8 protein-coding genes are annotated in these 16715 nt (G+C 38.2%); 3 read left to right on the forward strand and 5 right to left on the reverse strand.

The window, feature by feature from the left end:
- Positions 1–239: 239 nt before the first annotated feature.
- The 3 genes from GQ46_RS17155 to GQ46_RS10450 all read left to right on the forward strand — a co-directional run bounded on the left by GQ46_RS17155 (position 240) and on the right by GQ46_RS10450 (position 12032).
- Positions 240–3707, forward strand: a complete 3468-nt coding sequence (locus tag GQ46_RS17155) for a M4 family metallopeptidase (RefSeq protein WP_052503452.1) — start codon at positions 240–242, stop codon at positions 3705–3707.
- A 259-nt stretch (positions 3708–3966) separates the two neighbouring features.
- Positions 3967–7779 (forward strand): M36 family metallopeptidase, encoded by a 3813-nt coding sequence (locus GQ46_RS17160; protein ID WP_197077351.1) that lies wholly within the window; start codon positions 3967–3969, stop codon positions 7777–7779.
- A 230-nt stretch (positions 7780–8009) separates the two neighbouring features.
- Positions 8010–12032, forward strand: a complete 4023-nt coding sequence (locus GQ46_RS10450) for a reprolysin-like metallopeptidase (protein ID WP_052503454.1) — start codon at positions 8010–8012, stop codon at positions 12030–12032.
- 557 nt (positions 12033–12589) lie between these two features.
- Here the strand turns inward: GQ46_RS10450 and GQ46_RS10455 are convergent.
- The 5 genes from GQ46_RS10455 to GQ46_RS10475 form a co-directional block, all read right to left on the reverse strand.
- Entirely contained in the window at positions 12590–13303 is a 714-nt protein-coding gene (locus GQ46_RS10455; protein ID WP_044401505.1) for a 3'-5' exonuclease, read from the reverse strand.
- 48 nt (positions 13304–13351) lie between these two features.
- The gene (locus GQ46_RS10460) at positions 13352–14497 is read right to left on the reverse strand and encodes a serine hydrolase (RefSeq protein WP_044401508.1); all 1146 of its coding nucleotides are present in this window, start codon (positions 14495–14497) and stop codon (positions 13352–13354) included.
- Between the two features lie 74 nt (positions 14498–14571).
- On the reverse strand, positions 14572–15099 hold the full coding sequence (locus GQ46_RS10465) for a DUF4442 domain-containing protein (protein WP_044401511.1): 528 nt from the start codon (positions 15097–15099) through the stop codon (positions 14572–14574).
- Complete coding sequence (locus GQ46_RS10470; protein ID WP_044401514.1) at positions 15100–15639, reverse strand: methylated-DNA--[protein]-cysteine S-methyltransferase; 540 nt, start codon at positions 15637–15639, stop codon at positions 15100–15102. It abuts the gene before it with no gap.
- Positions 15639–16715: a CNNM domain-containing protein gene (locus tag GQ46_RS10475; RefSeq protein WP_044401517.1), complete on the reverse strand. Its 1077-nt coding sequence runs from the start codon at positions 16713–16715 to the stop codon at positions 15639–15641. The genes GQ46_RS10470 and GQ46_RS10475 overlap by 1 nt, the downstream gene beginning before the upstream one ends.

Raw genomic sequence — 16715 nt, forward strand, 5'->3', positions numbered from 1 at the left:
TCTTTAAAAGCTAAATTATATCATAAAAGCCTCAACGAAAGTTGAGGCTTTTTTCAGTTATATAATCCGATGAACTACGGTTAAAACCGTACATCAAGTAGAATATTTTTCTACTTGATGTTATACATCGAAAACCCTTTCGTAAAACTACGTATTTAACAAACTTTTAATACATTTCTTGCAGATTTAATAATACAAATCAAAAAAAGTAATTAACTCTTAATTAATCCATTAGTATTATGAAAAAAAACTCCTTCAAAGCATTGTTCTTATCCATTTTTGCGGCAGGTGTCTGTGCGTCAGGTTTTGCACAAGATAAAGTCCAGCAAAAAGTTAATGGTGATAATGGGCAGCCCTCTTTAGTTATCTTTAATAAAGAGGCTTCTTATTCTATGCAAGAGGTTAACACTGTTTTGGCAGAACAGTTAAAGACAAGAGAAAGCGATGGCTTTTTTCAAATTAAATCTGAATCTGACAATATTGGTTTTTTACATCAAAAATACCAACAATCATATAACGGAATTCCTGTAGAATTTGGAACCTATACTTTACATGGTAGAAATGGAAAAGTCGTTTCAATTAGTGGAGAATATTACGATTTGGAAGGTGTGAATACAACGCCGGCAATAAATAAATTACAAGGCTTTCAGTCTGCAGTAAATCACATAGGTGCTCAAAGTTACTTATGGGACAATGTTGTTATGGCAAATCAAATGAATTATTCTAAACCAGTGGGTGAATTAGTTTTACTCCCTAATTTAGATGCTCAGGGAAAAGAGACTTCTAAAAATGCACAACTAGCTTATAAATATGATATCTATGCCACTCAGCCAATCAGTAGAGGGGTTATATATGTAGATGCAGTTACAGGCAAAGTTTTGTTTTATAATAGTATCATCAAGCACTTAGATGAGCATGCAAACTCTTCTAAAAATTTAATCTCTGTTGCTACAGAGCATAGTGTTGAAGCACCAGTTGCTTACAGAGCCACTGGGAATGCAGCGACACGTTATAGTGGTACAAAACAAATTACAACACGTATTGTAGGTTCTACCTACGCCCTAAGGGATGATACTCGTGGCAACGGTGTGAATACCTACAATAGTGGAAGACAGCCTTCTTATCCATCAACTAACTTCACAGATGCCAATAATGATTGGACAGCTGCAGAATTTAATAATACAAATAAAGACAACGCTGCATTAGACGCGCATTGGGGAGCTGAAAAAACATACGATTACTTGTCATCAGTACATTCAAGAAATTCATATAACGGTTCTGGAGCGGCGATTAATAGTTGGGTGCATTATGATGATGTCGCAGGCGGCTTAGGTTATGACAATGCCTTTTGGAATGGAAGTGTTATGACCTATGGTGATGGTTCCTCTACTGGAGCAGAAGGCAATGGTTATTTTGATGCTTTAACTTCGATAGATGTTGCTGCTCATGAAATAGGTCACGCGGTTACAAGTAGTTCGGCAAACCTAGCTTATCAAAGAGAGTCAGGTGGACTTAATGAAGGGTTTTCAGATATTTGGGGAGCGGCTGTTGAGCATTTCGCTAAAGGTAATGGAAATGATGCAGCACCAGCATCAATTATCTGGTTAATTGGTGATGAAATTGATAGAAGAACAGGGTCTTCAGCACTGCGGTCTATGAGTAATCCAACGTCTCGCAATCAACCAGATACATACGGTGGAACGTACTGGAAAAATCCTAATTGTGGTACACCAACGCAATCTAATGACTATTGTGGTGTACATACAAACTCAGGTGTTTTAAACTACTGGTTTTACTTAAGTGTGGCCGGAGGAAGTGGTACTAACGATATTGGAAATGCATTTAATGTTTCTGGAATCGGCATGACTAAATCTGCTAAAATCGCGTACAGAACATTAACACAGTATTTATCTGCTAACTCAACATTTGCAAATGCGAGAACAGGAGCCATACAGTCAGCAAGAGATTTATATGGTGCAGGAGGAGCAGAAGAAATTGCGGTAACAAACGCATGGCATGCCGTGGGTGTTGGAGCAGCATTCGGTGGTGGCGGAGGCACATCTTATTGTGCTTCTACAAGTTCTAATGTTAATGATGAGTACATTTCTAGAGTACAATTAAATACAATTAATAACGCTTCAGGGGCACAAAGCTATTCAAATTTCACAGCTGTTGCGACGACTTTAGCAAAAGGATCTACTCACACAGTAACTATTACTCCAACTTGGACAGGGACAAAGTACAATGAAGCTTTTGCTGTTTGGATTGATTATAACGGTGATAAAGATTTTGATGATTCAGGAGAACAATTAGGTACTGTGGCTCCAAACCAAAATGCGACCTCTAGTATTACGTTTACTGTGCCAACAACGGCAAGTGCAACGTCAACTAGAATGCGAGTGTCTATGCAATATAATGCTGTGCCAACGGCATGTCAGTCATTCACATACGGAGAAGTAGAAGATTACACTATTAACATTGGGGGTACAGCTTCAGATACTCAAGCACCAAGTGCTCCTGGCAGCTTATCAGCTTCAGGAACTACACAAACAACAACCAATTTATCGTGGACGGCGTCTACAGATAACGTGGGTGTAACAGGTTACGAAGTCTTCCAAGGGAGTACAAGTTTAGGAACAGTCACTGCAACATCAGCGAATGTAACAGGTTTAACCGCTAGTACAACCTATTCATTTACAGTTAAAGCTAAAGATGCTGCAGGAAATACATCAGCGTCAAGTAATGCGGTTAGTGTAACCACATTGTCAGATACACCATCTGGAGGTTGTACAGGAGGTATTGCGTCTTTCCCTTATGGAGAAAGTTTCGAAAGCGGATTAGGTGCTTGGACTCAAGCTACTGGAGACGATTTAAACTGGACTAGAGATAGTGGCGGTACGCCATCAGGTAATACAGGACCAACATCAGGTTCAGCAGGCTCTTGGTATTTATTCGTTGAAGCATCTTCGCCAAACTACCCAAGTAAGAGTGCGATTTTAAACTCGCCTTGTTTTAACTTAAGTAGTTTGACTACAGCGAACTTTACCTTTGATTACCATATGTATGGTGCTAATAACTTGGGAAGTATTGCTGTAGAAGCAAGTAACAATAGTGGGGTTTCATGGGCTTCAATCTGGAATCAGTCTGGAGCGTCACAAGGGAATGCTTGGCAATCTGTTAGTTTAGATTTATCGGCTTATGTTGGTGGTTCAGTACAGCTAAGATTTGTGCGTATCACAGGAGATACATGGCAAGCAGATATTGCAATCGATAATGTGAAGCTTTTAAATTCGGCACCTAGTACAGATATTTGTGCTGGCGTATCAGAATATGTAAGTACACAATCTTATAGTACAGGTGATAGAGTAACATATCAAGGTAATTTATTTGAAAGAACAGCATCGGGCTGGACAAACTTAGGTGCTTGTGGAGCAACAGTGAACGCTATTGTTACAGACACAGTTAACTATCCACCAAAGGCGTTAGAGATTTCATTATATCCTAATCCGGTAAAAGGAAATACACTGTATGTTAGAACGTCTGCAGAAAACTTACCGTTTATTGTGGTTAATATGTTAGGTCAGCAAGTTGCTAAAGGAAGAACTTCTGCAAATGGTGTTGATGTTTCAGAGCTTGAATCTGGTTTATATTTAATACAATTTAACGTAAATGATACATTAGAAACAAGAAAGTTTATAAAGCAATAGACACTTATTTTTGAAAACTAATTTTAGTAAAAAAGTCTCAACGGAAGTTGAGACTTTTTTTATTCTAAAAAGTTGAAAATTACGGGTTTAACCGTAATTATTTTAAAAGTAAACCTGTTTTTTTGTTGTTCATCGAAAAGGATGGGATATTATTTAGCATTTAATAAAGATTTAATAAATTCAATGAAGATTTAACAATAATATCTTAAAAAACGTATTAATCCATTAATTTATTATCATTATGAAAAACAGTTACAAATTGTTTTTACTGCTAATTTTTGCAGTACAAACCTCATTCTGCCAAAAGCAATTGGATGGTGTCGTTCAGAACTATTTTAATAGTATTTCTGAAGTATCAGATTCAAAAAAAGCAGATTTATCTGAATGGAAAATTTCAGATGTCGTTCCCTCCTTGAATCCGGAAATTCAGCATGTTTATGTACAGCAGTACCACAACAACATTCCCATTCAATTTGCTAGTTATAAGTTAACAGTTAAAAATAACCAAGTGACTTATAAGCTTAATCAATTTGTTACAGATATAGCATCCAAAACAGCGACGTCAATTCCCTCAATTACACCAGAAACCGCGATATTAAAAACAATTAGGAAGCATGGTTTACAGAGCCCAACACTTAGAGGCACTAAAAACAAGGAAGGTGTTAACGAGTACAGAAACTCAGGAATAAGTGAAGAGCCTATTAAAGCTAAGTTAATGTATCAAGTTTATGACGGTAAGCTGAAGTTGGTCTGGAATGTGAATCTATATCAAGCCGACGGGAAACATTGGTGGAGCGAAAACGTAGACGCAAGCACAGGGCAAGTACTGTATACTGAAGACTGGGTTGTCTCTTGTAATTTTGAGGATCCTAATCATAAAAACCACAATCACAATAGTGAGGCTACGCCCACATTAGAAAAAGCTGCCCCCTTCTTTTATGAAGCGACTACAACAGCGGAGGCTTTAGTTGGCGGAGGTTCTTATAATGTATTCCCGATAGGGATAGAAAGTCCAAATCACGGAAACAGAACGATAGTAACAGATCCTGCTAATGCCTTGGCCTCGCCTTTTGGATGGCATGATACGAACGGTAGTTCTGGAGCAGAATTTACAATAACTAGAGGAAACAATGTATGGGCACAAGAAGACACCAATGGAAATAATGGAACTGGTGTTTCTCCTAATGGAGGTAGCGCATTAAATTTTGATTTCGCATTAAATTTGAATAATAGTCCTTCAACATTTTTACCGGCTGCAACAACAAATCTATTCTATTGGAATAATATTATGCATGATGTATTTTATCAATATGGTTTTACTGAAGCTTCTGGAAATTTTCAAGAAAACAATTATGGTAAAGGCGGGGCTGGTAGTGATTCTGTAAACGCAGACGCTCAAGATGGAAGTGGTACGAATAATGCAAACTTCGCGACGCCACCAGATGGTAGTAACCCTAGAATGCAAATGTTTCTATTTACAAATCCTACTAGAGATGGTGATTTGGACAATGTAATTATTGCTCATGAGTATGGGCATGGTATTTCAACACGTTTAGTAGGTGGGCCAAACTCTAATGTATTAGGAGGTTCTGAGCAAATGGGAGAAGGCTGGTCAGACTGGTTAGGTCTAGTACTTACAATACGTCAAGGCGATGATAGAAATACTGCTCGTGGGGTTGGAACCTATGCTATAGGTCAAGCTACAAATGGTGCAGGAATTCGCCCTACGCGATATTCTACAGATTTTGCAGTTAATAGCACAGATTATGGCGATATTTCTGGTCTATCAGTACCTCATGGTGTAGGCTATGGTTTTGCAACTATTCTTTGGGATATGACCTGGGATCTTATAGATTTGGTAGGGTATGATTCAAATTTATATACAGGTAATGGAGGAAATAATATAGCAATGGCACTCGTTATTGAAGGCCTTAAGAATACAGCAAATAATCCGGGCTTTGTTTCTGGGCGTGATGGTATTCTTCAAGCTGATCAAGATCTTTATGGCGGACAATACAATTGTTTAATTTGGGATGCTTTTGCCAAAAGAGGGGTTGGAATAGATGCTGTAGAAAATTCAAATGGTGGTACAAATACTAATAATGATCAAATAATTTCATTTACAAGTGGATGTGGTGACCCAATACCCGTAGATTGTGATTCTACTATTGCAAGTTTTCCTTACAATGAAGGTTTTGAAAATACTTTAGGCTCATGGTCTCAAGGCACTGGAGACGATTTTGATTGGACACTTAGAACCGGAGGAACACCTTCTAGCAATACAGGTCCAGCAGGAGCTTTTGAAGGAACACATTATATATACGTCGAAGCTTCTAGCCCAAATTTTGGAGGAAAAAACACCATTCTAAATTCACCTTGTTTCGACTTTACAGGAGTCGCTAGTCCAACTGCGAATTTTCATTATCAAATGACAGGAGATTCAGTAGGAACGATTAGACTGGAAGCCAGATTAGATGGCGAACAAACCTGGACAGAAGTATGGATTAAAACGGGAGATCAAGGTGCTGCCTGGGTGAGTGAGAATGTAGGTCTTTCGGCTTATGCTGGAGAAACAGTGCAATTAAGATTTAGAGGAACAACAAATACCTCTTGGCAAGGCGATATTGCAATTGATGCGTTTAGCGTTACTACAACCAATCAAGATACGCAAGCACCAACTGCTCCTACAAGCTTAGCCGCTTCAGGAACAACGCAAACAACAACTAATTTATCTTGGACCGCGTCTACAGATAACGTGGGTGTTACAGGTTACGAAGTTTTTCAGGGAGCTACAAGTTTAGGAACAGTAACTGCAACGTCATCGATTGTAACAGGTTTAACAGCGAATACAACCTATTCGTTTACTGTTAAAGCGCAAGATGCGGCAGGAAATGAATCGGCGGCAAGTAATGCTGTTAGTGTAACCACATTATCAGACACACCACCGGGAGGATGTGCAGGAGGTATTAGTGCTTTTCCATATAGTGAAAGTTTCGAGAGCGGATTAGGCGCTTGGACGCAAGCTAGTGGAGACGATTTAAACTGGACACGTGATAGTGGTGGAACACCTTCTTCTAGTACAGGACCTGCATCGGGGTCATCGGGATCTTGGTATGTATATGTAGAAGCATCTTCTCCTAATTACCCAAGTAAAAGGGCTATTTTGAATTCGCCTTGTTTTAATCTGAGTTCGGTTTCTCAAGCTAATTTCACTTTTGATTACCATATGAACGGCGCCAATGATTTAGGTAGTATTTCAGTAGAAGCGAGTGATAATGACGGAGCAACCTGGACAACTATTTGGTCTGAATCTGGTGCTTCACAAGGAAATGTATGGCAATCTGTTAATTTAGACCTTGCCAATTATGTTGGAGACAGTGTGCAACTACGATTTAATCGTTTAACCGGTAATACTTGGCAAGCAGATATCGCTATTGATAATGTTGGCGTATCCACTGATGGAGGACCACCAACAAGCTGTTCTAATGTAACGCTTTCTTTTACGTTTGATAATTATCCAGAAGAAACGGCATGGTCTATTGTAAATGGATCGGGGACGACTGTTGCCTCTGGAGGGACCTACGGATCTCAACCAGATGGCTCAACTTTAAATATTGCTGTTGGATGTTTAGATGATGGCTGTTATAATTTAATTGTCACTGATACTTATGGAGATGGTATTTGTTGTGCTTACGGGAGTGGTTCATACACATTAACTAATTCTGATACAGGAGGGACGTTAGCTTCTGGGGGAGCTTTTACAAGCTCTGAGACCACTAACTTCTGTTTAGCAAGTTCAGGCTTTGCTGCTGGGTTAACGTCAGAACCTGTTAGAGCAGATAATTTAGACCAACACTTTAAATTATATCCAAACCCTGTTGAGGAAGAACTAAAAATATCATTAATGGGCTTTAGAGCACAAAGTTTTGAAATTAATAATATGCTAGGACAAACCGTAATTAAAGGGAGATATAGTGATACTATTGATGTTTCAAAATTAGAAGCAGGAATATATATCATGCAGTTGAATATTGGAGAGAAAACCAAAATAAAAAGATTTATAAAAGAATAATTAAAGTATTCTAATTAACTCATAATTAGGTTTAAAGCCCAAGCGAAAGCTTGGGCTTTTTTATGTTTTTTAAACAACTCATTACGGTAAACACCGTAATTTGTATGGCATGTTTATTTATTTTGCCTGTTTTATCAAAATTTCTGATTTAATCTGTTAATATTTGTTAAAAAAGTGATAATTTAATTAAAAATATCACATAAAGTTAATTAATCTTTTAAACCACCCTCATGAAAAAACTATTACTATTAGCTTTTTTTATGTCTACAGCGTTTGCTTTTTCTCAAAGCAAATCACTGTGGCAAAAAAAAGCGCCAGCAGCAATTTCTCAAGTTAAAGCAAGTAAACAAAACTTGCCAACAACGGCAACTTACCATTTAAACCTTGAAGGTTTAAAACAAGCGTTAACCAAAGCGCCCAAAAGAGATTCAGCAACTAAAAACTCTAATGTTATTATTGCGTTTCCTAACGAGAAAGGAGAATTTGAGAGTTTTAGAATCTTTGAAGCCTCAGTAATGCATCCTGATTTAGAAGCTAAATATCCAGGAATTAAATCTTATGCAGGACAAGGTATAAGCGATCCTTCATCAAGAATTCGTTTTAGCGTTTCACCCCTAGGTTTGCAGAGTATGCGGCTATCTGCGGGAAAACCTGCCGCTTTTATTGAGCCCTATACTAATGATGGTTTACATTATACAGTCTACAAAAGAGAAGACAAAACAACCACGTATGATGATTTTGAATGCCAAGTTACTGATGCCGCTAATAAAACATTGTTGGGTAATAATGCTGCATTTAGAAATGCAGATGATTCTATTTTAAGAACCTATAGATTAGCCGTATCTACTACTGCAGAATATACGACGTATCATGGCGGCACAAAAACATTAGCATTAGCCGCTATTAATACAACCATGACGAGAGTCAACGGTATTTTTGAAAATGATTTTAATGTCACCATGATATTAATTGCTAATACAGACGCCGTTATTTACACCAATGCGTCTACAGACCCCTATGGCTCTACTTCTGGTGGTTTTAATAGTGCTTTACAAAACACTTTAACTAATGTTATTGGTGAAGCAAATTATGATGTAGGGCACTTGTTTGCAAAAGCCTCTAATAATGGTAATGCCGGTTGTATAGGCTGTGTCTGTGTTAATGGACAAAAAGGTAGCGGATTTACTTCAAGACAAGATCCAGAAGGTGATCCTTTTGATGTAGATTATGTTGCACATGAACTTGGACATCAGTTTGGTGGAAACCATACCTGGACACATGGGGGAAATGAAGGCACGAATGTACAAATGGAACCAGGAAGTGGAAGCACAATAATGGGTTATGCCGGAATTACAGGAGCCAATACAGATGTACAACAAAATAGCGATCCGTATTTTCATGCGATTACTATAGAACAGATAACAGATTATGTAAAGTCAACAAGCTGTCAAATAAATACCAATACAGGTAATGCTGTGCCTACAGCTAACGCTGGATCCAATTATACGATTCCAAAAGGAACAGCTTTTGTATTAACAGGAGCAGGTTCTGATGCGAATTCACAAGATGTATTAACTTATTGCTGGGAGCAAATAGATGAAAATAATTCAGCCACACAAAAACCTAGTGTAACCGCTACGACTGGCCCAGCTTTTAGGTCTTACCTCCCTACGACGAACACTAAAAGGTATTTTCCAAGATTAGCAACCATTAAAACAGGCGCAACAGCTTGGGAATGGGAAGCGGTTCCTAATGTGGCAAGAAGTTTAAATTTTAGGTTAACTGTTCGAGATAATAGAGCTGGCGGCGCCAATAATAATAGTGATGATATGGCAATATCAGTCAATGGTGCGGCCGGACCATTTATTGTTAATACGCCAAATACAAATGTAACCTGGAACGCAGGAACAACGCAGTCGGTAACTTGGAATGTTGCGGGAACAACAGGAAATGGCGTAAACGCCGCTAATGTTGATATTTTTCTGTCTACAGATGGCGGGAATACCTATCCAATTTCTTTGGCTACGGGCGTACCAAATGATGGCGCGCAGGATATTGTTGTACCTAATAACCAAGGGTCTCAAAACAGAATCATGGTAAAAGGCGCTAATAATATTTTCTTTGATATTTCTAATAATAATTTTACTATTGGAACGCCAGTATCTTGTGTAGCTACTGTGCCGGTAAGTTTAGCGGCGTCAAATGTTGGGGCTTCAACAGCAACTTTAAGCTGGACAGCGGTACCTGCTGCAACATACGATTTGCGTTATAGAAAAACAGGAACAACAACCTGGACAACGAATGCGGTGACAGGAACGTCTCTAGCTTTATCGGGACTAACGGCTTTAACGCAATATGAAGCGCAGGTAAGAAGTAAATGTTCAGGCGGAAGTAATTCAGCCTATAGTGCCTCTGTTAGTTTCACAACAACTCAAATACAGTTAAATTACTGTGCTTCTGCAAGTACAAATGTTAACGATGAGTATATCTCTAGAGTACAATTAGGGACTATTAACAATAGCTCTGGAGCACAGTTCTATTCAGATTTTACTGCACAATCCACAAATTTAGCAAAAGGATCAGCATCTACTATTACAATTACGCCAACTTGGACAGGTACCGTTTATAATGAAGCTTATGCCGTTTGGATTGATTATAATAAAGATGGTGATTTTACAGATGCCGGAGAACAAGTGTTTTCTCAAGCACCCACACAAGCAACACCAGTAAGTGGAACCTTTACAGTACCAAATACGGCTACTAATGGCCCAACAAGAATGCGGGTTTCAATGAAGTATAATGCGGCACCTGCCGCTTGTGAATCGTTCCAGTATGGAGAAGTGGAAGATTACACCGTAAATATTCAAGCAGGAGCAGTAGATACCATTGCTCCAGTAATTACATTAATAGGCAGTGCTACTATTAACCTATTAGTTGGAGATTCGTATAACGATCAAGGAGCTACTGCAACAGATAATGTTGATGGAAACATAACATCAAGTATTGTTACTACAGGAACGGTAAATACGACCGTTGCAGGCACGTATATAATTACTTATAATGTAAGCGATGCGGCAGGAAATGCAGCGACACCCGAAATAAGAACTATTAATGTGACAGCGGTGAGCTCAGGATGTACTGCGGGTGTTTCCGCTTTTCCATATAGTGAAAGTTTCGAGAGCGGATTAGGCGCTTGGACGCAAGCCAGTGGAGACGATTTAAACTGGACACGTGATAGTGGAGGAACACCTTCTTCTAACACAGGACCTGCATCGGGGTCATCGGGATCTTGGTATGTATATGTAGAAGCATCTTCTCCTAATTACCCAAGTAAAAGGGCTATTTTGAATTCCCCTTGTTTTGATCTGAGTTCGGTTTCTCAAGCTAATTTCACTTTTGATTACCATATGAACGGCGCCAATGATCTCGGTAGTATTTCTGTAGAAGCTAGTGATAATGACGGAGCAACCTGGACTACGATTTGGTCTGAATCTGGTGCTTCACAAGGAAATGCATGGCAATCTGTTAATTTAGACCTTGCCAATTATGTTGGAGACAGTGTGCAACTGCGATTTAATCGTTTAACCGGCAATACTTGGCAAGCAGATATCGCTATTGATAATGTTGGCGTATCCTCTGATGGAGGACCACCACCAGGCTGTTCTAATGTAACGCTTTCTTTTACGTTTGATAATTATCCAGAAGAAACGGCATGGTCTATTGTAAATGGATCGGGATCAACTGTTGCCTCTGGAGGCACTTATGGATCACAACCAGATGGTTCAACTTTAAATATTGCTGTTGGCTGTTTAGATGATGGCTGTTATAATTTAATCGTCACTGATACTTATGGAGATGGTATTTGTTGTGCGTATGGGAATGGTTCATACACATTAACTAATTCTGATACAGGAGTCACGTTAGCTTCTGGAGGGGCTTTTACAAGCTCTGAGACCACGAACTTCTGTTTAGCAAGTTCAGGCTTTGCTTCTGGGTTAGCTTCAGTAACTACTAGAGCAGATAATTTAGACCAACAGTTTAAATTATATCCAAACCCAGTTGAGCAAGAACTAAAAATAGCATTAATGGGCTTTAGAGCACAAAGTTTTGAAATTAATAATATGTTAGGACAAACCGTAATTAAAGGGAGATATAGTGATACGATTGATGTTTCAAAATTAGAAGCAGGAATGTATATCATACAGTTGAATATTGGAGAGAAAACCAAAATAAAAAGATTTATTAAAGAATAATTATAGTATTCTAACCAACTACTAATTATGTGAAAAGTCCAAGCGAAAGTTTGGGCTTTTTATTTGTATTTTTTTTGGGCAAATTTTTGCCAGAAAAAGGCAAAAACCAGGCGGTCACTACTCAATCTTTTTGTGCCAAAAAGGATTTCAAACATACCGTTCCATCCTTTTTGCGCTAGGTTAGTTTTTAAAGTAAACTCAAAGATAATATCTATAGTTTTGACATAGAAAAAGAAGTGGTCTATACTTTAGAAGTAATAGTATTGACGCGTCAAATTATTCGAAACTTTAATGGCGTCTAAAATTTCAAAAAAGGGATCAGTCAGTTCAGGTAAGACCTGAATACTTTGGTCACTTATAATCTTTTCAGTTAATAGTGTGGATAATTCGGCATCATTATAATAGTTGATTTCTTGGTTACAACATAAAGAGGAAATCGAAATAATTAATGATAGTAAAATGCTTCTTGTAAGTTGATTTGGCTAGTTGTATTGAGAGAAATAGACGCTTCATCGCAATTTTTTCCAGAAAAGAAGTATTGTAACCCCTATTATTACTTATACATGAATAATCTCATCTGCGGATAAAATAGTATCACCGCGCAATCTCAAGAAAATTTGAGCCACCGCAATCGTATCTTTTTCACAGTAGGTAATAATGCGGTCGATGTCTTTTTCTTCATAATAGGTTTTATACACCTCACTACCATCAATATCATCTTTAGGCGAAGGAATCCCTAGAACATTAGTCATGAGTTTTAAAGAGGTATAGGTTTTGTAATCACCAAATTTCCAGAGTTCTAATGTGTCTAAATGTGGCACTTCCCAAGGTTTTTTACCGAAGAGATTGAGTTTATATGGCAATTCGATATTATGAATAATCATGCGTCTGGCAATATATGGGAAATCGAATTCTTTACCATTATGCGCACAAAGCAAGTGTTTCGCTTGGCTAAAATGCGAAATCAATAAGTTTTTAAAGTCTCTTAACAAATCAGGTTCTTCGCCATAAAAAGAGGTCGTACGAAACAAACGGGTGTCACCTTGCAGGGTAAAATATCCAACCGAAATACAAATGATCTTCCCAAACTCTGCCCAAATGCCTGCGCGGTCGTAGAATTCTTCAGCATTAAACTCTTCTTTTCTCTGGTACCGCGATTTGGCTTCCCAAAGCTCTTGCTTCGTTTTATCTAATTCAGAAAAATGTTGTGTTTCCGGAACGGTTTCAATGTCTAAAAAGAGAATGTGTTCAAGATTAAGTTTTGATATCATAGCATGTCACTTTTCCTGAAGTTTTTGAGAGGACTCGCATTAATAAGTTTATTTATTTAACATCTCGTAAGCCTCATCAATATATAGAGAGATATCGTCTGTAAAGCGGCCAACGCCGGCATCTGGCGATTTTTGGTGCCCTAAGCGCACGATAATCACGTTGTCTTCTGGCTGTACGATAACATACTGTCCTAAGTGACCACGCATCATTTTAAAGTCTTTGCCTTTGTGTGTTTTTAACCACCAACCATAGCCATACATCTTGCTATGACGCGGCTTGAGTGATTTCGCTACAAAAGCAGAATCTAAAACTTGTTTACCATTCCACTTGCCATGATCTTTATACAATTTTCCAAAACGCGCAAAATCTTTAGCATTGCTCGCGATACAACAATAGGCTTTTACCAGATCGTTTTCGTCACTGTCCACTTGCCAGAGGGTTGGGTGTTCTGAGCCTAAGGGTTTCCAGAAGCTTTCTGCTAAATAGTCATACATTTTTTTACCCGTTGCTTTTTCAATAACCATGGCTAACATTTGGGTGTCTCCACTGGCATACTTAAACGCTTGTCCAGGTTCTGTTACAACTTTTAAACCATTCATAACTTTGGCTAAATCATCATCAAAATAAGCGCGCGTAGTAATCGATAATGGCGAATAATAAGCTTCATCCCAATTGGTGCCAGAACTCATAGAAGAGAGATCGCCAACGGTCATTTTAGCGGCTAAGCCCTCACAAAATGCTGGAAGAAAATCGCAAACTGGTTGGTCTAAACTTTTAATGTCCCCATCCATTATTGCTTTCCCTAATAAACCAGAGACATAGCTTTTTGCCATAGAAAAAGAGTTCGATTTTGAACTGTCGCTATAGTTATCGTAATATTTTTCATACCAAATACTATCATTTTTAATAATGACGTAAGCGACGGTGCCCCAGTCATTATTCGCTTTGTCTAAAGATTCAGTTTCTGCAACAGAATTATAGTCATTGTGATTTGGCCAAGGTTGCGGCGTACCATTAGGAACGGTTCTGTTATCAAACTTTTTATAATCGTCTAAAAAAGCAGTCGTGTACCCTCGTAGGTAAATAGTACGCACGGCTTTTATTAAATAGTCTGTATCTGTAATATATAGTGTGGCAATTAGCAATCCAAAAAGGATCACTAAAACGGCAAGAAACTTTTTTAGGAACGTCATTGAAATAATTTAGTTTAGAGTAATAAATATAGGAAATTAAATTTACCTCGTCTCTAGATTTAAAAAAATCTTGTTTAGCGAGTGGTTTCTGCTTTTCTAAGCTTCAATTTCTCTTTATAAAATGCTTTTTGAGCAACGTAAATCGTTTTTGAAAACTCAGCTACGACTTCATCTTTTGCGTTAATTAGTTTCATGGTTTTAATGAGGTCCATTTGATTGTTTTCAGCTACTTTTTTTTTGAGCTCTGTTATTTCTTCAGCCGAAAAAGCGAAATCACCGCTAAGCACACCTTTACCCGGGCGTTTATAGTTTGCCGTCACGGCTTTATCCCAAACGACATAATCATCGCCTAAAATTTGAATGAGCTGAATCATGTAAATAGGATCTGTCGCAGCCAACATACTGCCACCAAATAGAGAGCCGGCATAGTTTCTATTTTTCCAACTGAGCTTTATTTGGATTTTAACATAATGTAAATCGTCACTAACTTCAACGAGTCGCCCAGTAGATCGTCGGTACATTGGCGACCAATTGAATCCATATTTGTAGATAGTTGACGCTTTTAAAAAGCGCTTAAGAATGTTTGTGATGACTCTATACATTTAGAATAAGGATTGTTGTTTGTAAGGACTTTCATGTTCCAGAAGCCATTTTTTTCTATGTAATCCACCAGCGTATCCCGTTAAACGACCATCACTACCTATCACACGGTGACAAGGCACAATAATCCATAAAGGATTTTTACCGTTGGCACTAGCGACCGCACGAATAGCTTTAACATCACCTAATTGCTTTGAGAGTTCTAAATAGGACGTTGTTTTACCATACGGAATGCTTAGCAAAGCATCCCAAACGCGTTCTTGAAACACTGTGCCTTGCGGATTGAGTTTTAAGCTGAATTGCTCTCGTGTGCCCTGAAAATATTCATTAAGCTGAAGAACACAATCTTCTAGAACTTCGGGAATAACGTCTGAAACTTTTTCCTTGGATTCCCGCTTTCGCTGGAAGGATAGATTATCTGGCGCGTCTTCGCTAGCCTCTTCGAATGTGTTATAATTTAATACTGTAACGGAAACAACACCCTCCTCATCACCCATAATCTTTGTGATTCCTAATGGCGAGTTGATGTAGCAGGTTTCCATTAGTTTTCGTCTTCTATATTATCTATAATACCGAGTTTCTTTGCTCTGGCTTCCCAGTTTTGTCGGGCTTGTAATTGTAAGTCAGACACATTATCACTCTCATCCATTATTTCTAGACCTAACAAGGTTTCAATCACATCTTCCATAGTAACCAAACCACTTACTGTTCCATATTCATCAACCACTAGGGCCAAATGGTTTCGGCTTTCTACCAGTTGTTCAAATAATTTCGGAATTGGTAAATCGCGAGTCACGATAATAATGTTTCGTTTTAAATCTAATAACTTTTTAGAACCGTTTCCCAGAGCCATTTCTTTAAAGACTTCATCTTTTAAAACGAGGCCTTTAATGTTGTCTTCGTTCCCCGTATATATAGGAATTCTTGAAAAACGAACGTTCATGTTGTTGTTAAAGAAATCTTCGACAGTGCAGTCCTCATTTACCGTCTTCATAACCGTTCGTGGTGTCATTACATCTTTAGCATAAATCTCTTTAAAGGTTAGTAAGTTCTTTATTATCTTACTTTCATTTTCTAAGAATACGCCTTCTTCATGCGCTATATCTGCCATAACTAAAAAGCCTTCTCTACTAAAAACACTACCATGACCTTTGCCGCCAACTAAGCGTGTTGTTAATTGCATCAACCACAGTAAACCAGTATATTTTAAAGGAAATATTAAAACTCTTAATGCTTTAGTGGTAAAATTTGCCAGACTTTTCCAATAGGTGGCGCCTATTGTTTTTGGGATAATCTCTGAAGCCACCAGTATTAAAAGCGTCATGACTGCCGATACAATAAAGACTCCGTAACTTTCGCCATCACCATACAATTGTTCCGCCTCTTTACCAACTAAAATAGCACCCACAGTATGCGCAATAGTATTTAGTGTTAGAATAGCAATTAACGGACGGTCAACATCTTTTTTTAAAGCCTCGAGAGCGAGTGCATAATTTTTACCTTCTTTCTTTTTTAAATTTACAAAAGTTGGGGTCACCGTTAGTAAAACGGCTTCCAGAATAGAGCATAAAAAAGAGAAGACTATTGAAATGATTCCGTAAAGGAGGAGTAAGGTCAT

The sequence above is a fragment of the Lacinutrix sp. Hel_I_90 genome, assembly GCF_000934685.1.
Taxonomy (GTDB): Bacteria; Bacteroidota; Bacteroidia; order Flavobacteriales; family Flavobacteriaceae; genus Lacinutrix.

Excerpts from the sequence above, each read along its gene's own strand:
- GQ46_RS17155 (WP_052503452.1), top strand. The coding sequence starts at position 240 with ATGAAAAAAAACTCCTTCAAAGCATTGTTCTTATCCATTTTTGCGGCA.
- GQ46_RS10450 (WP_052503454.1), top strand. The coding sequence starts at position 8,010 with ATGAAAAAACTATTACTATTAGCTTTTTTTATGTCTACAGCGTTTGCT.
- GQ46_RS10455 (WP_044401505.1), bottom strand. The coding sequence starts at position 13,303 with ATGATATCAAAACTTAATCTTGAACACATTCTCTTTTTAGACATTGAA.
- GQ46_RS10460 (WP_044401508.1), bottom strand. The coding sequence starts at position 14,497 with ATGACGTTCCTAAAAAAGTTTCTTGCCGTTTTAGTGATCCTTTTTGGA.
- GQ46_RS10465 (WP_044401511.1), bottom strand. The coding sequence starts at position 15,099 with ATGTATAGAGTCATCACAAACATTCTTAAGCGCTTTTTAAAAGCGTCA.
- GQ46_RS10470 (WP_044401514.1), bottom strand. The coding sequence starts at position 15,639 with ATGGAAACCTGCTACATCAACTCGCCATTAGGAATCACAAAGATTATG.
- GQ46_RS10475 (WP_044401517.1), bottom strand. The coding sequence starts at position 16,715 with ATGACCTTACTCCTCCTTTACGGAATCATTTCAATAGTCTTCTCTTTT.